Origin of the sequence: Amphritea sp. (assembly GCF_048266285.1) — a bacterium.
GTDB lineage: Bacteria > Pseudomonadota > Gammaproteobacteria > Pseudomonadales > Balneatricaceae > Amphritea.
Genome location: NZ_JBLWZV010000030.1, coordinates 1 through 23668, shown reverse-complemented (window position 1 = coordinate 23668; position 23668 = coordinate 1). Strand labels below are relative to the sequence as shown.

Below are 23668 nucleotides of genomic sequence, written 5' to 3'. Positions count from 1 at the left end.
AGCTGGCACCTTCACTGTCTTTCACTTCAGTGCTCACTGAGGTAATCAAAAATCATACCCTATTAGAAATTCAGGATCGAATAACGGTTTAAGTTAATTTTTCAGCGTGTTAGCCGCAATGGACTATTTGATTTATTAACCGAGTCGGTGGTAGATTGCAGTTCGAATAATAATTTAAAACAAGTGTTTGTTAGTCTGGTTTCTGTTGTTTTGAGTTGATGTCATTAGCACCATGACAGCCAGTGTCGAATCGCTTCTTTTGTTCGCCGTCTTGCTGGTATGTCTGTGCGTTAACTCTTATAGATCATAGATTCTGATATATCTAACCAATACGATCGGAAGCCTGCTATGAAACTCGTTCCGTTTGTGAAATACACGTCATGCGGCAATAACTTTGTAATCGTTGATGAAACGGAACATTCACAACTCTCAGAAGCGGATATGTCACGCTTCGCCTTTCAAGCAACTAATACCAGTTTTGGTGTTGGGTGCGATAATCTGCTGGTTATTCAGCGCTGCACACCTGAAGTACTAACATCTATAGCGGAGGATCGAGGTTATTGGCCTGTGCTGCCTAATGCCGATCAAGCTGATTATCTGTTCCGTATGTTTGAGCCTGATGGCGAAGAAGCTCTTTGCTGTGGCAATGGTTTGTTGTGTGTGGCCGGTCATCTACTTAACAGACACGGCATTTCAGCGGCATCTATCTTGACCGAAGTGCCACTGGCGCAGCCCAAGGTTATTCAAATTGGGGCGCAGAGTGATCCATTCGGTGGTTGGGTGAATCTAGGTCATCCCCGCCGCACACCTAATGAGTTAGCGCTGGGTGGACAAGAGATCCCCTACAGCCAGACAATTGATCTTTATTCACAGATAAGCATCCAGTTCCGGGCCGGCGACCTTCGCAACGTGAGTGGCTCTCCCGAGTTGCAGATGAAAGCTCATCTGGTATTTACCGGAGAACCCCATTTGGTCATCTTCCCAGATACCGACTTTTCGATACCGGAATTAGCGGATTATATTTTTAGCCCTTCAGAATCGTGGCCAGTTAAAGATCGTCGTGAAAGTTTTGGTACTTGGCTGGTGGAGCATATCGGGCAGTATCTGAACCATCATTATCAGGCGCAGTTCCCCGCAGGGATTAATGTTAATTTGGCGCGCCGACAAAGCGATGGAGTGATCGAAAATCGTTGTTTCGAGCGGGGTATTAATCGTGAAACGTTGGCCTGTGGCACCGGAGCGCTGGCGGTAGCCTATGTTTATCGTCACTTTAATCAATCAAATTCGGGAAATATTGATATTTTACCTCACCGTTGCCGGTGGCATGATGATCAAGCGCGGATTCGTATACATCTCAATGATGCTGGCTGGTCTCTGTCCAGTCATCCTGTGATGCTATTTGACGGTGTCTACCGTCTGTTAGCGGATCAACCAGTCGGTGATCCAATGATGGCTATCTCGATGAGCGATGATGGAGTGATAACATGAATCGCGGCACCGTGTTTAACTCGGCTCAGCGATTATTTCTAGCGGGCAGCTTACAGTTGATCTGCATCCTGATGATGGCCGTTTTTCTGCTATTTGCCGCGTATCAGCGGGCTGATGTTGAGGTTGATCTGAGTGAGATAGCCAGCTGGGGGAGCTATGCAGCAGTGGTTTCGCTGACCTGCTTGCTCGGGATTCAGGTTTTTCGTCATAAAAGGGATCCGTTGAGTGGTAAGGGTATTAGTCGGCTGATGATGGGGCTCAGTGGTGCCGCGCTCGGGATACTTTGCTTACAGCATTTCAGCTTTGGTTATCAGGCGTTGAATCTGTTTGATCTGGCGAGCATTCTCTTAATTAGCTTGCTGATTGCGCTAGAGTTGGCGGTATTACAGCAGAGTCGCTGTCGATTGATACCCGCAGGTTCTGAACGCTATAAACAGATGCGCCCGGCGATATTCCTTTTTTTATTTGGCATCGATCTGTCGATGGCATTTATTCCGTTACATATGGAGACATTGCCTCAGCGCTTTAGTGGCATCAGTGCGGAGATATTGATCGGTCTGCCGATCTCAGTGGAGTTTTTCTGTGTTGGCCTCGCGATTCTTTTTTGTGGTGTCTGGTTGGATCGACGGGGCTGGCAAGCTCCTTTCTATTGCGGCTTAGGCTTAACAGGAGTGGGGTGTTTGTATTCTTGGCTGGCACCTGATGCGTTGCAGTTCATTCTTTCCCGTGGGGTGCTGGGATTTGGTTATGGCTTAACACTGCTCGCTTCCCAAGGGTTTGTGATTCGTCATACCGATAAAACGAATAAGTCTCGCGGTTTGGCTCATCTCTTTGCTGGGCTTTATTCCGGCAGTATTTGCGGTGCGGCTACCGGTGCTGTTTTAGCCGATCAGTTTGGTTACGGGCCGGTTTTTCTCCTAGGTGCGTTGATTGTATTCAGCGTAGTTATATATGCGGTGGTGTTATTAAAGCCATCGGCCGCTGAACTAAAGGCTGTACCTAGATTTCTTGCCCCAGAAAAACCGAAACAGTCGGCGGCTTTTTGGCGTTTCCTCTGTGACCGGCAGGTTTTGGCGGCGATTTTATTCAGTAGTATGCCTGCCTCGATAGCCGTGGTTGGCTTTCTTAATTACTTTAGTCCGGTTTATTTGAATCGTGCTGGCGTGAATGATGCGGCTATCGGTCAAGTGTTAATGCTGTTTGGGGTTGTGCTTGCGCTCTGCGGCCCTGCTATTGGTCGTTTTGCCGATCAGAGTGACACGAAACGGTTACCTATTATTTTAGGGTGTTTGTTGGGCGGCGCTGCTTTTTTAGCCTTTAGTGTGTTGGATGGTGTGATCGCCGTTACGCTTGCGATTCTGTTGCTCGGATTGTCCAATTGTTTAGTGCTTTCTGCACAGAGTGCCTTTGTTTTAAATCAACCTGTAACCGCTGCCTATGGTGAAGGTAAGTCGATGGGAATCTTCCGTTCCAGCAGTCGTATTGGACAAATGCTTGGGCCGGTTATTTTTGCGGCAATTATTGCCATGACCGATATTGAGTTTGGGGTGATGCTGTTTGGCCTAGCCTATCTGCTGACGGCGGCACTCTTCGCGCTATTGAGCTGGACGCCTCGCCAGACGGCTGAATCGATTAAATCGACCGGGCGGCAATAGTCATATGTTGAGTGAGAAACGTAACCCGGCCTGCGGCGCAACGCCAGAGGCACGACTGGAGGCGTTACTTCAGTCGGTAGCGGTTCGTGCCTCGGTAATTGAGCGGGTGTTATCGAGTGCGGGTCAGCAATCCTTATTAGAGTACTTAACCAGTATCTGTTGCATCAGTCCGGTTAGTTTTCAGTCTCGTGATGACCTAGCTGGCGTCGTTGAGCAGTATCTGATGCCGCTGTTAGGCGATTCGCTGGCTAAGCAGGCGGCATTAGATCTGTTGCAACACCCGGTGGCACTGACTGCCAACCATCATGGGGTGGATTTCTTCGCTCAATCGGTGCAGGGCAGCTTTCTGTTTGGCATAGCGAAACAACAGGTACCGGGTATATGCACTATCCCTGTATTTTCATGTGCCAACATTCCTTTGGACAATTTGACCTACCCCCGAGGAGCACTGCTTTATGCCAGTGATCCTCAGCAGAATTGGCCACAACGGATCCCTTTTTTTTCCAATAAACTGAGGCGACAGCCGGTTGCTCGAGTTAAAGGGCTTGATCGACCGATGTTGCAGCAGGCGGCAAAGCAGGTTCGTCGCTTGATCGAGATTGGACAAAATACTGCCTCCCTTGAGTGCTTGTTGGATGTGTTGGAAACGGAGTATATGGCTGAGGACGTGTTATCTAAACCGGGCTACTCTGCCCAGTCTGTGATCTTAAATCAGCGGATCTGGAGCCGTCTGTTTTGTCCATCTGCTATGATGCCTGAACTGATTACTATTGAACTTGAAACACTGGCTGAGGGGTTGTTTCTTAAAGACCTATCGAATAGTGAAAGTTTAGTATCGGTGTTATTTGCCATGCCCATGATCAGTGAGCTCTACCGACAATTGGATGGTGTAGGCGGTTGCTGGAATGATCAGCAGCTGCAACAGCGCTGGGCTGATAGGCGGGGGGCTGAACCTTTGAAAACATCGGGTTGTGGTACCTTTTTCTTTTGGGGGGTTGATCAACGCCAACGGCGGATTCCGTTAATGCTGGCCTCTGTAGCAGGAGTACTCATGTTACAAGGGTGTGATGATAATGGTAATGAGTCTCAGTTTCATATAAATTCAAAAGCATTAATACAAGCGATTGAAGAGGGGCGGCTACTTCCTTCGGTGTTTGGCTGTTTTCTGGTGATTGCGCTGGCGCGGGGAGTTACCTGCTTAGGTGGCTATTATCAGGCTGAGTATCTGCCACAAATGCAAGCTGGAGTGATCGCCGTGTTACGTCAATATGACCGTTTGGATATTGCCGCAATACTGGCAGAATGTTGTACTGATGGTTATTTGTCAGGGATGCAAGCGGTAATGGTTGAGCAAGCTGGTGCGTTGTTACCAGCAGGGGTGCTAGAAATTTTGGCTAGCGGTGCCATAACGGCGACCGAAGTTGCTTTTATCCGTACCATCTCGCTGCGCGATGCTCATTATGCTTCGCTGGCTGAAACCACTGCGGATCTTATGCCTCAAAAAATGGATTCACAGAGCCGAGTATCTCTGATGATAGATCAACACAAGTATTTGTTAGATAAAGTTATTTTGAGACAATGAAGTTGAATGTCATTAGAATTCAAACAAGCGTATAAAATAGTGTATGGTTTAGTTAATCGAATAGGAGTGGGTTATGCGTTTTATTAAGAGCCTGTGTACGGTATGGCTCTGTATGTTAATGATACCTTTTGCTGTCGCAGGTGCTGCTGATAAGGGCGTTTTTGCAACAGCTCCGGTCATGAACAACGGCGAACGTTGGCGCATTGGTTACTTTGAAGGTGGCGAGTATATCGATTATCAGAAAGTGCTGACCGAAACAGTTAAAGGGCTAATGGCGCTTGGCTGGATCGATAAAACCGAGATTCCGGCACAGCCTGGCGAGCAGACCGCTCAGTTATGGCAGTGGTTGAATAAAGTGCCTAGTGATTATATTGAGTTTGTGCCCGATGCCCATTATTCCGCGCATTGGGATGAAAGCAAGCTTGATGGCGTGACTGATAAGGTTATCAAACGCCTTAACCAGCATGACCTGGATTTGATGATCGCTATGGGAACGCTCGCCGGCAAAGCGCTATCGAATGATCGTCATGATACGCCGACCATGGTGTTATCAACTAGTGATCCTTTAGCGACGGGTATTATCAAAAGTGTAGCAGACTCCGGCTATGACCATATCCACGCCACGGTTGACCCCAATCGCTATGATCGTCAGGTGAGGGTGTTCCACGATATTGTTGGTTTTAAAAATTTGGGTGTGGCTTATGAAAATTCAGACAACGGTCGCAGTTATGCGGCGTTAGATGTAGTTGAAAAACTAAGCGCTGAACGTGGCTTTAATATTGTTCGCTGTTATACCCAGAGTGATATCAGCGATATGACGGTGGCTGAAGCGAGTGTCGAGAAATGTTTTCGCGAATTAGCACCGCAAGTGGATGCCATCTATGTAACGGTTCAAGGGGGGGTGAATGAACAGAGTATTGCCTCCTTGGTGAAAATTGCTAATGACAATGGCGTGCCTACGTTTTCGCAGTCAGGCGCAGATGAAGTGCGCAAAGGCTTTTTATTGAGTTTGTCGCAAGCGGGTTTTCGTTATGTCGGTGAGTTTCATGCACAAACCTTTGCCAAGGTATTTAACGGCGCAAAGCCTAATCAGTTAGCACAGTTTTTTGAAGAGCCACCGCGTATGGCGGTAAACCTGAAAACCGCAGAAATTGTTGGTTTTAACCCGCCGTTGCTGTTGTTGGGTGCCGCTGATGAGGTTTACCGGGACATCCCGGCAGACTGATGGCCGCTTGGAACGAGATCGGCCTTAAGCTTCAGATCCTGCGGATAACGCAGGCATTGGCGGGTTGGTGTTTATCCGCCATGCTGTTGTTTGTGATCTCAATGCCGCTTCAGGCTGGTAATGAGCAGAGCCCTGTTTTAAATCAGGGGGAGAAGTGGCGTGTCGCCTACTATCAGGGCGGCGAGTATTACGATTATTACCAATATTTAAAAGCTACGACCGAAGGATTGATGGCGCAGGGGTGGATCTCGCCTGCAACGATTCCCTCAGAATATTCAACTACCGCGCAATTGTGGCGTTGGCTGGTGGATCATGCCCAGAGCGATTATCTGGCCTTTTTAGCCGATGGCTTTTATAGCCCGGAGTGGGATCGCCATGATCGCGAGCTATTGCGCCCAAAGGTGCTCGAGCGTTTACGTCATAATCACGAGGTGGACCTGCTGTTAGCGATGGGCACTTGGGCCGGTATGGATATGGCGACGGATGATCACCGAGTGCCCACCATCGTCATGTCGGTCAGCGATCCTCGTGGTATTGGGTTGCTGACTGAGCAAGGTTCTCTTTATTCCCATCTTTATGTTAGCGAAGACCCGCAACATTATGAGCGACAGGTAGCGTTATTTCACGACCTTATTGGTTTTAAAACACTCGGAGTGGCCTATGAAAATACCCTCGAAGGGCGTAGTTATGCATCCATTGAGCTTATCCATCGGCTAGCACAAGAGCGTGATTTTAAGGTGGTCAGTTGTTTTACTCAGAGCGATGTGAATGATCAATTAGCGGCTAACACATCCGTTATCGATTGCTTCCAGGTATTAGCGGGGCAGGTTGACGCTATCTATGTGACCGCCCAAGGGGGCGTTAACAATGACACCATTCCGCAGTTAGTTCACATCGCTAATCAAAACAGCATTCCGACCTTTTCACAGTACGGACAACGTGAGGTGAAAATGGGCTATCTTATGAGTTTGTCGCAAATTGAAGGTTATCAGCGCGAGGGAAAAATATTATCCGGTGTGGCGAGTCATATTTTGCATGGATCAAGTCCCGCTTCGTTGGTGAAAAACAGAGAAACAATAAACGGAATTAGTCTGAACCTGAAAACGGCAGAGCAGATAGGTCTTTACCTGAACGCAGACCTATTAGCGGCTGTGGATCATTTTTTTTGGCAGATAGAGCAACCTTGAGTACTGAGTATGTTGTCCAGTTTTAAATTTAAAATTATCGCCCTGATTGTTGCGGTGCTGTTATGTACTGCGGCTGGGGTGATGTATTTTACTCAACAGGGGGTGGGTCAGGCCATGCTGGTTGTTGAGCAAAAATCCGCGCGAAACGTGCTGCAGTTGGCTGATTTGAATATTCGAGCGGGCTATAACCAGCTGGTCAGTAAAAAGGTGGATATTCTTGACGAAATAAAATCGGATATGCAGCGTTTGGCCCGTATGGCCCAAGCGACACTGGCGAGTTATGCGAACGCGGCAGCACAGGGCGTGATCAGTGAAGAGGTTGCTAAGCGTATTGCCATGCAGTGGATATCGAATGTGGATGTTCAGAATGGCGATCTGATTATATTCGCGCCGGATGGCATTATTGTGAGCTCAACGGATGACCAGTTGATGGGTATATCGATCGAAGGGCTGCGTGATATCAAAGGGCGTGACGTGAATCACGCTATGCGGTTTGATCGTTTAAGCTCTGAGGGAGATAGTAGTATTTTTTTCTGGCATAAGCCGGGCTTCTCCGCCGGCGATCGGTATATGGGACATTTCCTACCCCTGAATGACTGGGGTTGGACCGTGGCATTGATTGTTAATTTTGCTGAGGTTGAGCAGGAAAGTCAGAAACAGACAGATGTTATTATCGATGCTTTGCGGCTGACATTTAATAAACTTCAGGTCGCGCAGAGCGGCTATGCCATTCTGTTCAATGGCGATCAACAAATACTGATCGGGCCGCCCGAGCATTCCTTTAATAGTGAACATTTAGATTGGAATAAAGTCTCCGTGCTCGAGCAAATTATGGCGGCTTATGAGCGGGGTGAAAGCTCAATTAGTCATCAGAGTGAGTTTACTGGGGGACGTCAGGTACAGATTTTCTTTAGCTACTTTAAAGCTTTCAACTGGTATTCGGCGGTTGTTGTTCCGGTATCTGAAATTGCCGCGCCGGGGCGGGCGCTTGCGGCTCAGCAGAGTATGATTATCGGTTTGATTTTCTTACTCAGTATTGGCGCTGCGTTCATTTTGATCCTTCGTATGGCCGCGCCGTTGAACACTCTAGCGGCCTACGCGAAATCATTGCCAGAGCAGGACTTTATTCGACCGGTGGAGCAGAGTCGTAAAATTGTCAATCTTGCGCAGAATAAATCGGATGAGATAGGGCGCCTCGCGGAATCATTTCTCTTTATGGAGAAAGCGATTAGAAATACGATCCAGCAGGTACATAAAGAGAAAGAAATCGCGATCAATGCCAGTCAGGCGAAAAGTGAATTTTTGGCCACCATGAGCCACGAAATTCGGACACCCATGAACGGTGTTCTGGGGATGGCTGATCTGGCGTTAGATACTGATTTAAGCCCTGAGCAACGGCGCTTTATTGAGATGATACGTTACTCCGGTGAAGGGCTGCTGGATATCATCAATGATATTTTAGACTTTTCTAAAATTGAAGCGGGTAAGTTGCAACTGGATTATCAGCCGCTGAATCTCGCTGAGCTTATTCAGGCTCAGACATCTATTTTGAGCTTGCAGGCACAGCAAAAGGGGCTCGATCTCAGTTGTGAGCTGCCAGCTGAGCTCAACACCGTGGTCTTGGCGGATAGTATTCGCTTAAGGCAGGTTTTGACGAATCTGATCGGTAATGCCATCAAATTCACGCCTGCAGGGACGGTTAAAGTCTCGGCTGAACTGCTGGCGGAGCACGACCAAGATATTGAATTTAAACTGTTGGTCAGTGATACCGGTGTGGGCATTGCTGCCGCCCACCAATCCGTTATTTTTGAATCATTCTCTCAGGCCGATAGCTCAACGACGAGGCACTTTGGCGGTACCGGGTTGGGCTTGGCGATCTCTCGACAGTTGATTGAGATGATGCACGGGACGATTGATTTTAGTAGTGAGCCAGACAAAGGATCGACTTTCTGGTTTACGCTGACACTGTCGAAAAGTGATGCGCAACCGGTGTCGGAACTGCCAGACATTAAGCCGCTGGTGGTCGCGGATACAATGGTTGGGCGTATTCTGTTAGTCGAAGATCACCCTGTGAATCAGGAGTATGCACGTCAGTCGCTCAGAGGATTGGGGGTGACCGTTGATCTTGCCGGCAATGGGGTTGAAGCACTGAAACTACTCAAGAAAGGCGATTATCAACTAGTATTAATGGATTGCCAGATGCCCGAGATGGATGGTTACCAGGCCACCGCTGAAATTCGTCGTCGGGAGATGGCTGAAGGGTTGACTCGTCTGCCGGTGATCGCCTTGACCGCTAATGCGATGGCTGAAGATAGGCAACGTTGCTTGCAGGCGGGTATGGATGATTATTTAGCCAAGCCGTTTAATCAACTGCAGATCCAGCAGATACTTAAGCGTTGGCTGCCTCAAACAGGAATTACAACGGCGGCATCGGTGGACATAAAGGCGGATACGAGCGCTAGTGATGATACCGCTATATCTATTGATAATACTGCGATTGATGAACATGTCATCTCGCAGTTAATTGATATGGATATCGATGGGACTTTTCTACATAAAATGATTGATGCGTATCTTGAAAAATCCCCGGATGACTTGGAACACCTAAGCCACGCCCTTGCCGAGCATGATGCGGATAGACTGAGAGTGGCAGCCCATAGCTTTAAATCAAGTAGCTATAATTTGGGTGCATTAACATTAGCCGCATTATGTAAAACTTTAGAGCACGTAGGTCGAGATGGAGCATTGGCGCAAGCGCCTGTATTACTGCAAGAAATTGAGAATGAATATCTGAGAGCAAAGCAGGTATTGATAACCATTAGACAGACAAAAGGGGTATAACCCGGTGGCCATTGATAAAGTCTCAACACCTTTTCGGGTGTTGGTTGTAGATGATGATCTTACTGCCCGTATACTGGCAACACACTCTCTGCAGCAGGAGGGGTTTGAGGTTCTGCTCGCGGATAATGGTGTGACCGCTATTCAGCTGTTTCAACAAGCGCAACCCGACATCGTGCTCATGGATGTGGAGATGCCTGGGTTGAATGGATTTGACGTCTGCCGACAACTACGCAGTATGCCTTATGGCAAATTAGTACCGATCTTGATGGCCACGGGGCAGGACGATATCGATTCGGTGCGTGAGGCCTATGCGGCTGGCGCCACCGATTTTGTGTCAAAACCCTTCAATTGGAAAGTCTTAGGCCATCGGCTTAATTATATGATTCGGGCCAGCAATACCAATGAACAGCTACGTCAGTTACAGAAAAGCGAAGCGCGTCTGGGGAATGCTCAGCGGATTGCCCGCTTGGGCAACTGGGAATGGCACATCAGCACCGGCGAAGTGTATTGGTCCGATCAGTTTTATCATTTACAGAACGCTAAGCCAGGGGTGACTTCCCGTAGTCTTCGCTCATTTCTACGTTCGGTTCCTGCGAATGAATGGCCTCAATTAAGACATTGGTTTCGAGAGCTGCTTAACTGCCACTATTCAGGCTTTATGTCGGGTATTAATCATAGTATCTGTTTAGCCGACGGCGATATTCGAAATATGCAGCATCAAGCTGAAGTATTTTGTGACAACCAAGGGCGAGCCTCACTGATTTCGGGCACGATGTTAGATGTGTCAGAGCTTAAGCAGGCTCAAGATCAGGTACTAAAACTAGCACGCTTTGACAGTTTGACTGGGCTTTCTAACCGTAGTGTCTTCTGCGAGCGGGTTCAATTGGCAATGGATCAAGCCGAACGCAATGGTAGCCTTGGCGCGGTGCTGTTTCTTGACCTTGATAATTTTAAGCGGATCAATGATACCTTTGGTCACGGGATGGGTGATCTGCTATTGAAAGAGATGGCTACTCGCTTGTCACAGAGTATCCGTGTGGATGAGATTGATTCCGTTGATGGGGAGTCCTCGGGTAATCTTTCGAGCGATAGTGAAACGATTGATTTGGAGACGAGTGAGGCAGAGCCGAACCGGTTATTACCGCAAGTCGCCCGTTTTGGTGGTGATGAGTTTACCGTGCTGCTGCCGGAAATTAGCCAAGTTAAAGATGCTGAGCAGGTTGCTCGACGTATTTTGGATACTATTGGTCGATCGATTGACCTCGCGGGTCAAGAAGTCGTGATTACCCCCAGTATTGGCATCGCTGTTTTCCCCCATCATGGCGAAACGGTTGATAGTCTGATGAAAAACGTTGATGCCGCTATGTACTATGTCAAACATGCGGGTAAAAATGGCTATGAACTGTTTGTAAAATCGATGAACGTGGTCGCTAAACGCCGTTTGGCACTGGAAAGCGCATTGCGTCATGCCATTGAAGATAATGAACTAACCTTGAACTATCAGCCTCAGGTTGATATGTGCAGCGGCAAAATTGTTGGGGTTGAGGCACTACTGCGTTGGAACAGCGACCAGTTAGGCTTCGTCTCGCCAGTGGAGTTTATATCGGTGGCTGAAGAAACGGGGTTTATTTCGGCCATTGGTGAATGGGTGATGCGTGAAGCCTGTCGGCAAACTCGGCAATGGCAGCTAGACGGATTACCGCATGTCCGCATAGCGGTTAACTTATCGGTGCGTCAGTTTGCTAAGCAGCATCTCGAAAAATTAGTGACTCAGGTGTTAAAGGATACCGGGCTGCCGGTTAACTGTCTGGAACTCGAGATCACTGAAAATATGTTGATGGATGATGTTGAAGGTTCGGTTGAAACTCTGCATCGTTTGAAGGCGTTGGGGATTCAACTGGCCATTGATGACTTTGGTACAGGGTATTCCAGTCTCAGCTATCTTAAACGTTTCCCCATCGATCGTTTAAAGGTCGATCGCTCCTTTATTACCCATGTGACAACAGATTCAGATGATGCTGCGGTGACCCAGGCGATTATCGCGGTAGCCCATAATATGGGCTTGAGCGTCACGGCTGAAGGGGTGGAGGACAAAGATCAACTGGCGTTCCTTAAAGAGCATGCGTGCGAAGAGGTGCAGGGTTATCTCTTTAGTCGTCCACTGACCCCAGACGATTTAGCGGCACTGCTTAAAAGCGGCAATGGTTATATCTCCCTTGCACCTAATGGGTGATTGGGGCTTCACTCGTCCAAGCCACCCCTTATATCCCGTGCTGTTGTTTTAACTTAGGTGCTCGGCGAGGTAATCGACGAGCATTCTTACTTTCGAGGAAAGGTGTCGATTATGAGGATAGAGTGCCCAGACCCCTTCTCCTGAGTGTTGATAGTTTTGCAATAATGCGAATAACTCTCCACTGGCGAGGTAGGGTTCGACATAATAGTCGGGGAGCTGAACGATACCGATGCCTTTAAGCGCCGCATCGAGCAGGGCTAATCCGCTGTTACAGTGCAGGTTGCCGCTCACTTTGATATTGCGTTCCAGTTTTTGCTCATTGAAGCGCCAATATTCTAAGGTTCCGAGCAAGCAGTTATGGTGACTGAGTTCGCTGAGTACATGGGGTTCACCGTGGGTGGTTAGGTAATCGGGTGACGCGCAAACAAATAGCTGACGTGAAATCAGCGGGCGGGCGATCATGGTGGAGTCTTCTAATTTACCTAGCCGGATGGCTAGATCAAATCCTGAAGCGACTAAATCAACGGTTTGGTTGGTGAGATGACACTGTACTTCTAACTCTGGATAGAGGCAGATAAAGTCATTGATCAATGGCGTTATCTTTTGTTCGCCGTAGGTCGCAGGGGCGGTGATTTTGAGTTTGCCACGGGGTGTATTTTGTAGATTGGTGACGGCTCGCTCGGCTTCTTCTAAGCCGTTTAGAAGTTGCCGGCAATATTGATAATAGGTCTGACCGGCTTCGGTGGCGGTGACTTTACGCGTGGTGCGATAAAATAGCTTGGTGCCGAGGCGGTTTTCCAGTGCACTGATCTGACGACTGACCTGAGCGGTGGAGATCCCCAGTTTTTTGGCAGCGGCAGTGAAACTCGATGTTTCTGTCACGGCGATTAGCTCAGAAACCCCTTCCCAACGGCTCATTGTTACAGTCTCGTAAAAGTATATTAATGAAAAGCTAGATTATCTTGTTTTCATAAACAACTACAATGAATACTTACTGTCTTATGTTCGTTTGAAACCGAATCTGAAATTTAACCCGCAACGAGTTGAAGAAAATGACCATGATTAAGTCTAAAGCTGCCATTGCTTGGGGACCAAACCAGCCCCTGTCTATCGAAGAAGTTGATGTTATGCCGCCTCAGGCGGGTGAAGTGCTAGTGCGCATTGTGGCTACCGGTGTTTGTCATACCGATGCGTTTACCCTTTCTGGTGAAGATCCAGAAGGTATTTTCCCGGCGATACTGGGTCATGAAGGTGGCGGTATTGTTGAGCAGGTCGGCGAAGGTGTGACCAGCGTTGCCGTAGGCGATCATGTTATTCCGCTGTACACCCCGGAGTGTGGTGAGTGTAAGTTCTGTAAATCAGGTAAAACTAACCTGTGCCAAAAAATCCGTGAGACCCAAGGCAAAGGGTTGATGCCTGACGGTACCACTCGTTTCTACAAAGATGGTCAGCCAATTTATCACTACATGGGCTGTTCAACATTCTCTGAATATACCGTGCTGCCAGAGATCTCTTTGGCGAAGGTTAATAAAGAAGCGCCATTAGAAGAAGTTTGCCTGTTGGGTTGCGGCGTAACCACCGGTATGGGCGCCGTGATGAATACTGCCAAGGTAGAAGAGGGCGCAACCGTTGCTATCTTTGGTATTGGTGGGATCGGTTTGTCCGCGATTATCGGGGCGACGATGGCGAAAGCTAGCCGTATTATCGCGATCGATATCAACGAATCTAAGTTCGATCTGGCCCGCAAACTGGGTGCCACGGATTGCATCAATCCAAAAGACTATGACAAGCCGATTCAAGACGTGATTGTTGAGCTAACCGATGGTGGTGTGGATTATTCGTTTGAGTGTATCGGTAATGTAAACGTGATGCGTTCGGCGCTGGAATGTTGCCATAAAGGTTGGGGCGAGTCGGTTATCATCGGCGTGGCCGGTGCGGGCCAAGAGATCTCTACCCGTCCGTTCCAATTGGTGACTGGGCGAGTCTGGCGTGGTTCTGCCTTCGGTGGTGTTAAAGGGCGTTCTGAGTTGCCAGAGATCGTTGAGCGTTATATGCAAGGGGAGTTCGCTTTGAATGACTTTATTACTCATACCATGGGTCTGGAAGACATCAATGAAGCGTTCGACCTGATGCATGAAGGCAAAAGTATTCGCAGTGTGATTCATTACGATAAGTAACGATCAGTGGCCGGGGCTGTCGCGGCCATCGCGATAGCCTAAGCGGTTGTTGTTAATCGAATCCTAAGGAATTCACCTATGAGTTTAGAACTTGTAAGCCAGACGAAGAGCTTCGGTGGCTGGCACAAACAGTATAACCATCCCTCAGCAGCGCTGGGTGTCAGTATGCGCTTTGCGATCTTTCTACCGCCCCAGGCGCAGAGTGGCGAGAAGGTGCCGGTACTGTATTGGTTGTCGGGCCTGACCTGCAGTGATGAAAACTTTATGCAGAAGGCTGGTGCGCAGCGGGTTGCTGCCGAACTCGGTATCGCCATTGTGGCGCCGGATACCAGCCCCCGTGGCGATGATGTCGCTAACGATGATGGCTATGATCTGGGACAGGGGGCCGGTTTCTATGTTAATGCGACCCAAGCGCCTTGGAAAGACCATTACCGGATGTACGATTATATCGTGGATGAACTGCCTGCATTGATTGAAGCGACCTTTCCGGTTTCTCAACAGCGAGCGATCGCTGGGCATTCGATGGGTGGCCACGGTGCGCTAATGATTAGTCTGCGTAATCCCGGACGCTATACGTCGGTGTCAGCGTTTAGCCCTATCAGTAACCCTATGAGTTGTCCTTGGGGGCGTAAAGCCTTTAGTGCCTACTTAGGCGGCGATGAAAGCAATTGGGAACAGTACGATACCACGGTATTGTTACGTAACCAGCCTGAACATCTGCCAACACGGGTTGATCAAGGGCTGGCCGATGATTTTCTGACTGAACAATTACAGCCAGAAAAACTAGCGGCCGCTGCGGCTGAATCGGGCTATCCGTTACAGCTAGAACTGCATGAAGGCTATGATCATAGCTATTACTTTATTGCCAGCTTTATCGAAGCGCAGTTGCGCTTTCATCATCGATATTTAAGCGCCGAATAGGTCAGTTGTTATATGCGCAGAGGGCTCGATGAGCCCTCTTTTTTTGTCTGTACTAATTAAACAGATTAAGCCAAGGACCAAACAGCATACCTGAGCTGTTTTGATACTGATCAAACAGCAGTTTAGCGGACATCGTTAGGGTCACTACCACAACCAGTGGTCGAATTAGTTTAACCCCATGACTGACGACTAGCTGTGCGCCGATCTGACCACCAACAAGCTGCCCAGCCGCCATGATAAAGCCTGCCAGCCAGAGAATATTGCCACCGATAGCAAAGAAGATCAGCGCGGCGATATTTGAGGTGAAATTTAGAATTTTCGTATGGGCCGTCGCGCGGGCCATACTGAAACCTAGCAGGGATACAAAACCCAAAGCAAAAAAAGTGCCGGTGCCTGGGCCGAAGAAACCATCATAGAAGCCGATCGCCGCCGTAAAAACAAAGGCAAACAGGGCATCGCTAACCTTACGTGCTTTTTCGGTATCACCGATCTGCTTGGACAGCATAAAGTATAGGGCGATGAGTACCAGTAACAACGGCATAACCGATGCCAGCAGACTGGTATCGAGCTGCTGTACGATTACCGTGCCTGTGACGGCGCCAACAAAGGTACAGAGAATCATCAGTTTCATCTGTGTCAGGTCGACGAGTTTTTTACGGACAAAATATAATGAAGCGGCAAAGGTGCCAAAACTACCCTGTAGTTTGTTAGTCGCTAGCGCTTCTACCGGGCTCATGCCCGAGATCAGCAACACCGGCAGGGTAATCATGCCTCCGCCGCCCGCGATTGCGTCAATGACGCCGGCGGCGAGTCCGGTCAAAATAAATAATAAAATGAGTGCTACATCAAGCTCCATAAGCCTATCCTCGTTTGATCAGCGGCACTTTAACAGCTCAGTGGCTCACGGTGATAGCGCTATTTAAGCCGAATATGGACTAACCAAAGCCTTATCGAGGAATAGTTCGTCTTAGGTTTATATATCCCACTCTGAGCTAATAGGTGATACTTAAAGCACCTAAGTTGATGTTAAAGTGCATCTTTACCGTTGAATGTAAGGTTAAGCCATTTGTATTGCTTACACTGCTTAATATAAATGCGGCTATTGAAGGCTGCGTAGATGCCGCTTGTTATCCATAGTATTGGGGAGCTAAATGCTGAATGATTGGCTGAAAACCGTTTGCTTGATGCTGAGCGGGGTCAAATTGGCGGGGGTGTTCTCGGTTGCAAGAGGGATGCCCGAGCTAATCGGCCGTTGGCCTGAGGATAACGAGGACGCTTTGGCGCCTCTCCTCCCCCAAGTTGATCTGGCGGCAAACAGCGATAACCCGGTGATTAGTTATGTTAATGTTAACGGCGATTCAGTCTGTGTTATTAGTAAGCAGTTTATCGGCCCAGACGGCCAGCGGTTGGTCTTTTTAGCCAGTTTTACCGGCGGTGATGTGAATCCGCGGTATCAACTCTCTCTGATCGATTGGAGCTTGGTTTGGTATCAGCTACTGGCTCGTAAAGTGCCGCTCAATGGTGAGTTATCGGCCCACAGTGCTTCGGTTCCCGCTGAGCCGAGGCGATCTCCTTTGCTTCAACGGTTCTACGAATGGCTTAAGTCTTATCCTGCCTACCTGTTGGCGGGATTGGTGTTTGTCATTGTCGCGTTATATCTGCCGGTGGATCAGTCTATTAAGTCGCCGGTAGTGGTTGAAGGCAGTGTGCAACGCTCGATTACCATTCCGGTGGACGGCTTCATTAAAAGTATTGATGTGTTGGCCGGTGATATTGTCAAACAAGGGCAGCTAGTCGCTGCGCTGGATGATGCGGATATTCGTCTACAACTCGATCAGTTATTAAATGATGTGGCGGTGGCTGAGAAGCAACATCGTCAGGCACTGGCGCAACTTAACTACTCCGAAGCACAGCAGTTCTCCCTGCAAGGCGATATCGCCAAGATTGATATTCGGTTATTACAACAAAAACTTGATCGATTAGCGCTGCGAGCCCCGATTACCGGGCAGATTATCAGCGGTGATATGGGACGGGCCATTGGTTCTGTGGTGAAACAGGGGCAGGTGCTGTTTGAAATGGCACCGGTTGGACAGTATCGGCTAGTGTTTGAAGTCGATGAAGGTGATATTCGTTATGTTCGTCAGGGCGATAAAGGCGAGATTTTGTTAACGGGTTTGGGTAATCAGGCTTATCCTGTCATGTTAGATGCCGTGTCGGCTGTTTTTACCGCTCAAGCTGGACAGCGATTTTATCGAGTCGAGGGACATATTGAAGGTGAGATAAGTGCTGACTTGAGGCCGGGGATGAAAGGTGTAGCGGATATTGTGGTCGGGCGAACTCGGCTAGGTTCGCTGCTGTTTGATCCGTTAATTCAATGGTTCAGGTTTAAAAGCTGGCAATGGCTACCATGACGGAGAGGATCATCGGGATAAATGTTGAGGATTGGTGGGCTAAGTTAAAAAACGCCCAGCTAGTCTGTGCACCGGGTGTTAAGTTCAGTCATCGTGTTGATGGGGGAGCCTCTTGGTGGTTGATGCAAAAAGAGGGTTCGGAGCATCAATACCGTATTGATGATCTGACACGTACAGTGCTGCAGCAGTTAAATGGTCGCGTGAGTCTCGAGCAGATCTGGTTGCGTGAGCCCGTCGTGGTTGCTCCAGATATGTTGGCAAAGCAGATTGCTCAGTTGATCGAGTTGGGGCTGGTGATGCCCGTCGCCAATAGCGGAGCCCCCTTTGAAGTCCCGGAGGGGCGTGCGAGGAAAACCTTCAATCCGGTGAGTTTTGTTTTTTTTACCTTTAATCCAAATGCCATCTTGGCGTTCCTGTCGCCGTTGAGTCGCTTGTTTTTTAGTAAAGTGTTTGCCATCGTCTGGTGTTTAGTGATCGGCGTGGGATTACTGTTATGGCTCAATCATCAAACTGAGCTCTATACTTATTTAGCGATGCGAGCGAGCGATCCTGCTTATCTGGTCTGGTTTTGGCTGGTCTATCCATGCTTAAAGGCGGTGCATGAAATTGCCCATGGGCTGGCCGTTTGGAAGGGCGGCGGGCGGGTTAAAAAGGCTGGTTTAATGTTGCTGGTTTTTATGCCGGTACCGTTTGTCGATGCTTCAGATAGTTCTCATTTTAGCGCTAAGCAAACCCGTATGCTGGTGGCCGCGGCTGGGGTGATGGCCGAGCTATTTCTAGCTTCAATTGGATTGATGGTTTGGTGCTTTAGCGAGCAGCCGGTGTTACAAGAGATCGGCTTTGTGGTCGCACTGATCGGGTCGGTATCCACGCTGTTATTTAATGCGAACCCTCTGCTGCGATTCGATGGTTATTATTTTTTCGCTGATTGGATCGAGGTGCCCAACTTAGCGACTCGGGCGCAGCTTTACTTTCGTCAGGGTCTCTTGCGCCGGGTGTTTGGTTTACAAATTGCAAAGCCCTTAGTGTGTCAGCCCCGAGAAAAGAAATGGTTGTTGCTTTATGGCCCCGCCGCGCTCTGTTATCGGCTGGTTATTATTCTGGTGATCGTGGCGCTAGTGAGTGATTATTTTTTGTGGCTGGGTGTCTGTATCGCGGTTTGGGCACTTTGGATTCAGTTGTTTAGACCGCTAGGCCGCATCATTTATGATATTTGGCTGAGTGCGCGCACCCAGGGCCGTGTTACACGCTTTAGTACGGTGATGCTAACGGCGGTATTGTTGGTTGTGCTGGTGTTATGTATACCTTTACAAACGACGTTGCTGACGGAAGCGGTGATCGTGTTACCGGAGCAATCACAGGTACGTGTTGTGACGGAAGGGATGGTGAAGCAGTTGCATAACCCCGGCCGTGAGGTTAAGCCCGGTGATTTAATCCTCGCGTTGGAAAACCCTGATTTATTGGCTCGGCGGGACAAAGTCAGTGCTGAACTGAAAATTAAGCAGAACCTGCGTAACTCAGTTTTGTTAGCGGAGCCTCAACGGGCTTCTCTGTTACTAGAGCAGATAGGCTCGTTGCAGAAGGAGCTTAGCCATCTGGATAAAAAGGTTGCTGGGCTATCAATCATAGCGTCGGAATCTGGCATGTTGGTTATTGATCGATGGCAGGACCTAGAAGGTCGCTATATTGAGAAGGGAGAATTACTGGGCTTTGTTTATCAGTCGGGGCATTATGAGGTACAGGCGGTTGTGTCTGTCGCTCAGGCTAAACGCTTAAAAAGAGAGGGCGTGACTGCCGAGGTGCGTTTTGCCAGTTATCCTGATCATAGTCTCGCGGTTAAGCAGATTAGGGCGGTGCCTCAGGCGATTACTTACTTGCCAGATGCCGTGCTGGGTTCGGCTCATGGGGGAGATGTTTTAGTTGATATGACCGACGACACTGGTTTGAAAACATTACATCCAATGTTTCAGTTTAATCTGGATTTGGCGATAGCCGGTGAGGCATCGGCTTGGGAAAATATTCTTAATCAGCGTGTGCCAGCTAAAACGGCGCTGGTGAAGTTTACTCATAGCCCGCATAGTTTACTGAGTGAGTTAATTTATCGAGGACGTGAGTTGATGTTTCAAAAGGCGTTGTAGAGATCACTAGGCTTAACCGTTAAACAACATAATGAAGAGGATGTTTAATTTGAGATCACTGATCAGTTTTTTTATCTGTATAGGGGTGTTGCCCTCCTTGGTGATGGCCGAATCGGAGCAACGTGAGCCGTTACCGGCTTTGGATTGCGTTATTAGTCCTTCCAAGAGTATCGACCTGAGTAGTTCGTCACCGGGTGTGCTAACCGAAGTGTTGGTGAAGCGGGGAGAGCGGGTAGCGAAAGGGCAAAATATCGCCCGGCTTGATGATCGAGTCGAGTTAGCGTCGGTTAAGCTGGCTAAAGCACGGGCGGCGATCAGCTCTGATTTAGATGGTGGCTTGATAAACCTTAACTATGATCGTTTGTCTTATGAGCGAATGAATGAAGTCTATCTAACCCATGCCGCTTCCTCGCAGGATAAAGAACAGGCTGAACGTGCAGTTAAGTTATCAACGGCCTCAGTTAAACAGGCGAAAGAGCAGTCGCAGATAAGAGCATTGGAGCTAAAAAGAGCGAAAGCGTTGCTAGATCAACGTGTTATCACTAGTCCTATTGATGGTGTGGTGCAACGTAATCTTAAGTATCAAGGTGAGTATATTGATGAAGACCCGGTGGTCCGCCTCGTTGCCCTAGACCCTCTGTATATCGAAGCGATGGTGCCTATTCAGTATTTTGGCAAGCTATCGCTTGGTTATTTAGCCGATGTTTATCCTGAGGTTGATGCTCAGCACGCGAGGACTGCTCGGGTTATTGCTATCGATCCTGTTGGCGATGTGGGTAGTAGTGCTTTTGGCGTTCAGCTTGAAATGGATAATCCAGAGCTAAAAGTACCGGCTGGGATTAAATGTGACCTTAAATTTACCGATGCGAGCTTGAACGCAGAGCCTATGAATAACTAAGAATTGTTAGCTCACGGGCTGTTAAACGGTTGTTAGCGAGTGAATATTTCGACGATTTAAAGGAGAGAACAGAGGAAGACTTTAAAAAACAGTCATCAATATGAGAGATCAAAGGTTGGAGTAGGTCGAATATCTTAGTTATTGTGTATGCCTATGAAAGATATTGTGAGCGCCATGCTTAAACGGTGATCGGCTTGCCACTTAGAGACTAGTGTTGAGAGCCTGCTGGAATTAAAGACTTGTGTTGTTTGATGGTTATGAGGATGCATCTACTGGACTGGAGGCCTGATGTCAGAATCACATATAAGTACTCGCCCAGTAGCTGTGCTATTGTTGGAAAGAGCTGAACCAAGATTGTTGTTATCAGCCGATCCGGTGACGTCTGTACTATCGGTGGCAATGGATTATGCCGATGACATGGATAGCGATAATGGGGTTGATCTTGACCAGCTAGTGATCACTGATTTTCCTGAAAATAGTCCGGCCGATCAGTCGCCACTGACTGAAGTGGATTACCCACAATCCCTATCTCCGGATATAGGCTTAGCAGACCCATTGGGCGGTTTGAGCGAAATAACCACCGTTTCTGAACTGATTATTGTTGATAGTCGGGTTGCCGATGCCGGTACATTACTTGAAAGTATTAGCCCTACCACCCAAAACGCCTTAACGATTTTTATCAATCCAGACCATGACGGTGTTGAGAACATTACCGCCGCCTTAAATGGTTATTCCGGTATTCAGACTATTCACCTGATCAGTCATGGCGATGATGGTGCTCTCCAGTTAGGTAGCAGCACATTAAATAGCGATACGTTAAGCCAATACTCCGATCAACTTAGCCTTTGGCAAGAGTCACTAACCGATAGCGCCGATATTCTTATCTACGGTTGTAATGTTGCCCAGTCAGCCGCAGGGGAGGCCTTTGTGCAAGCGCTGGCTAGCCTTACGTCGGCGGATATTGCGGCCAGTGATGATTTAACCGGCGATGCTTCGCTCAGCGGTGATTGGCAGCTTGAGTATCAAGTAGGGCAGGTCGACGCGACAACACCTCTTAGCGTAGGTCCGGCGGGGTGGTCTGGAACATTGGCGACCAATGCTTTTTGGTTTTCTACCGACGGCGATGTGGATTTGGATAATGGATTTCAAGCCTTGACTTGGAATGATGCTGAAATTGTTAATTTCCTGCCTGTCCCTATCCCTCAAACGACTATCGGTGGCTTTGGTAGTTCTTCCGGAGGAATCCTCGAGACAACGGGTTTTGATATTGAAAACTTCTCCAATAATACAAATATTGATGCGCTTCATCATGTATCCCGAGATATTAGTATTGGCACAGAAACTCCGATTGATTTACAGACCGGCGATATCTTACTGTCCATCACTAATGATCAAACCTTAACGGACTCGAATTTAAATAGTCTTGATGTTGATAAAGGCGATATTGTTATTTTCAGGCCAGACAGCCTCGATGACTATAGCGCGGGAACTTTTTCGTTATTGTTTAGCCATCCTTCCGATAAAGATATCACTGGTATTTCGTTGGTTGAAGAAACAACTATTGTGGGCGATACCAGCCTGCCAGCCGGTAGCTTTCTGTTTACCGTGCAAGGTGATGGCAGTAATGATCAGGGAATACATCTATTTACCCCAGGCGATCTGACATCCGGTGCGACAAATGGCACGGTTACAACCTTGATTGACGGCACTGAAAAAAATGCTGCAGGCGATGAGCTATTTAAGGATAAGTTAGTAGGTATTGAGCTGGTTGAAAATGATTACACGATAGGTACTGTCGATTTAACGGCGGGTACGATTTTAATAACCCTTAGCGGCAATAATGGTGTTGCTGCCGATAATGTTGAGTTAGGTGAGCGTCAGGATATCTTTGCCCTGAATGTGTCGCAAACAACCTTAGTGAGTGGGTCTACTGCAGCAACTGTCTCACTATTTTTCGATGGTTCCGATCTCGGTTTAGTTGAAAACAAAGAAAGCCTCGATGCCATTAGCTTTTACGCCGCGCAAGGTAGCACCAACGCGGAGCCAGAGGGCGGGGTAAGCATTAGTGGGACAGCGGTTGAAGACCAAGTTCTCATGGCAGATGTCAGTGCTTTATCAGATGCTGATGGTTTAGGCGCTTTTAGTTATCAGTGGCAGCGTGATGGCGTCACCATTGCAGGAGCCACGGGTAGTCAGTATCGACTAGACGATGTCGATGTTGGCGCGGTTATTAATGTGGTTGTTAGTTACATGGATGGCGGTGATACCCATGAGGTTGTGATTAGCACGGCGACCGCGGTTGTAGGTGCCGTGAACGATTCGATCAGTGGCTTGCCGCAGGTTAATGGTAATCCTCAGGAAGGTCAGATGTTAACGGCGAATACCAGTGGTATTTCCGATGACGATGGTTTAAGTGCCGGCTTCGACTATCAATGGCAGCGTTCCGCTGATGGCACAAATTGGAACGATATTGTCACTGCAACCGGTGTCAGCTATACGCTGGGTAATAGTGATGTCGGGCAGCTTATACGTGTTGTGGTGAGTATCACCGATGATCAAGGTTTTGCTGAAGGGCCTTTATTAAGTAGTGCTGTCGGTACGGTCAGTGGAACAGATGATGGCATCAGTGGGCAACCTGAAATAAACGGTACTGCTGAAGAAGATCAGACGCTGAGTGTTGATACTAGCAGTATCAGTGACCCGGATGGCCTAAATAACAACAGCTTCACCTACCAATGGCAGCGTTCTGCCGACGGTGTGAATTGGAGCGATCTAGCTGGTGCCACTAACGCGACTTACACACTCGATGATGCCGATGTCAGCCAATATCTAAGAGTCGCCCTGAGCATCACCGATGATCAGGGCTTTGACGAAGGGCCGTTAGTCAGTAGCGCAACCGATGCCATCAGTGC

Annotated in this window: 15 protein-coding genes; 13 read left to right on the top strand and 2 right to left on the bottom strand. The window is 48.4% G+C overall.

The window, feature by feature from the left end; genetic code table 11:
- Window positions 1-348 precede the first annotated feature (348 nt).
- From ACN0T0_RS19125 to ACN0T0_RS19095, 7 genes are all read left to right on the top strand, one after another.
- Window positions 349-1488: a diaminopimelate epimerase gene (locus tag ACN0T0_RS19125; protein WP_417228338.1), complete on the top strand. Its 1140-nt coding sequence runs from the start codon at window positions 349-351 to the stop codon at window positions 1486-1488.
- Window positions 1485-3143 carry an MFS transporter gene (locus ACN0T0_RS19120; protein ID WP_417228337.1) on the top strand — a complete coding sequence of 553 codons (1659 nt, stop codon included), beginning with the start codon at window positions 1485-1487 and terminating at the stop codon, window positions 3141-3143. The genes ACN0T0_RS19125 and ACN0T0_RS19120 overlap by 4 nt, the downstream gene beginning before the upstream one ends.
- Before the next feature lie 4 nt (window positions 3144-3147).
- A complete protein-coding gene (locus tag ACN0T0_RS19115; RefSeq protein WP_417228336.1) occupies window positions 3148-4725 on the top strand; it encodes a hypothetical protein in 1578 nt (525 codons plus the stop codon).
- Window positions 4726-4798: 73 nt separating this feature from the next.
- Window positions 4799-5950, top strand: a complete 1152-nt coding sequence (locus tag ACN0T0_RS19110) for an ABC transporter substrate-binding protein (protein WP_417228335.1) — start codon at window positions 4799-4801, stop codon at window positions 5948-5950.
- On the top strand, window positions 5950-7137 hold the full coding sequence (locus ACN0T0_RS19105; protein ID WP_417228334.1) for an ABC transporter substrate-binding protein: 1188 nt from the start codon (window positions 5950-5952) through the stop codon (window positions 7135-7137). Before ACN0T0_RS19110 ends, ACN0T0_RS19105 begins: the two co-directional genes overlap by 1 nt.
- 9 nt (window positions 7138-7146) lie before the next feature.
- Window positions 7147-9978 (top strand): response regulator, encoded by a 2832-nt coding sequence (locus ACN0T0_RS19100; protein ID WP_417228333.1) that lies wholly within the window; start codon window positions 7147-7149, stop codon window positions 9976-9978.
- Between the two features lie 4 nt (window positions 9979-9982).
- Window positions 9983-12211 carry an EAL domain-containing protein gene (locus tag ACN0T0_RS19095; RefSeq protein WP_417228332.1) on the top strand — a complete coding sequence of 743 codons (2229 nt, stop codon included), beginning with the start codon at window positions 9983-9985 and terminating at the stop codon, window positions 12209-12211.
- Between the two features lie 48 nt (window positions 12212-12259).
- Here ACN0T0_RS19095 and ACN0T0_RS19090 read toward each other — a convergent pair whose 3' ends face one another.
- The gene (locus tag ACN0T0_RS19090) at window positions 12260-13129 is read right to left on the bottom strand and encodes a LysR substrate-binding domain-containing protein (protein ID WP_417228331.1); all 870 of its coding nucleotides are present in this window, start codon (window positions 13127-13129) and stop codon (window positions 12260-12262) included.
- A 140-nt stretch (window positions 13130-13269) separates the two neighbouring features.
- Between ACN0T0_RS19090 and ACN0T0_RS19085 the strand changes: the two genes are divergently transcribed.
- The gene (locus ACN0T0_RS19085) at window positions 13270-14388 is read left to right on the top strand and encodes an S-(hydroxymethyl)glutathione dehydrogenase/class III alcohol dehydrogenase (protein ID WP_417228330.1); all 1119 of its coding nucleotides are present in this window, start codon (window positions 13270-13272) and stop codon (window positions 14386-14388) included.
- A gap of 78 nt (window positions 14389-14466) precedes the next feature.
- Entirely contained in the window at window positions 14467-15309 is an 843-nt protein-coding gene (gene fghA, locus ACN0T0_RS19080) for an S-formylglutathione hydrolase (protein WP_417228329.1), read from the top strand.
- 52 nt (window positions 15310-15361) lie between these two features.
- On the opposite strand, the gene ACN0T0_RS19075 is transcribed toward fghA, so the two are convergent.
- Window positions 15362-16165 (bottom strand): TSUP family transporter, encoded by an 804-nt coding sequence (locus ACN0T0_RS19075; RefSeq protein WP_417228328.1) that lies wholly within the window; start codon window positions 16163-16165, stop codon window positions 15362-15364.
- A 295-nt stretch (window positions 16166-16460) separates the two neighbouring features.
- On the opposite strand from ACN0T0_RS19075, the gene ACN0T0_RS19070 reads away from it, so the two are divergent.
- From ACN0T0_RS19070 to ACN0T0_RS19055, 4 genes are all read left to right on the top strand, one after another.
- Window positions 16461-17720, top strand: a complete 1260-nt coding sequence (locus ACN0T0_RS19070; protein WP_417228327.1) for an efflux RND transporter periplasmic adaptor subunit — start codon at window positions 16461-16463, stop codon at window positions 17718-17720.
- The gene (locus ACN0T0_RS19065; protein ID WP_417228326.1) at window positions 17717-19858 is read left to right on the top strand and encodes a hypothetical protein; all 2142 of its coding nucleotides are present in this window, start codon (window positions 17717-17719) and stop codon (window positions 19856-19858) included. Before ACN0T0_RS19070 ends, ACN0T0_RS19065 begins: the two co-directional genes overlap by 4 nt.
- 49 nt (window positions 19859-19907) lie before the next feature.
- The gene (locus ACN0T0_RS19060; RefSeq protein ID WP_417228325.1) at window positions 19908-20756 is read left to right on the top strand and encodes an efflux RND transporter periplasmic adaptor subunit; all 849 of its coding nucleotides are present in this window, start codon (window positions 19908-19910) and stop codon (window positions 20754-20756) included.
- Between the two features lie 288 nt (window positions 20757-21044).
- A partial coding sequence (locus tag ACN0T0_RS19055; protein WP_417228324.1) for a DUF4347 domain-containing protein occupies window positions 21045-23668 on the top strand: 2624 nt, incomplete at its 3' end.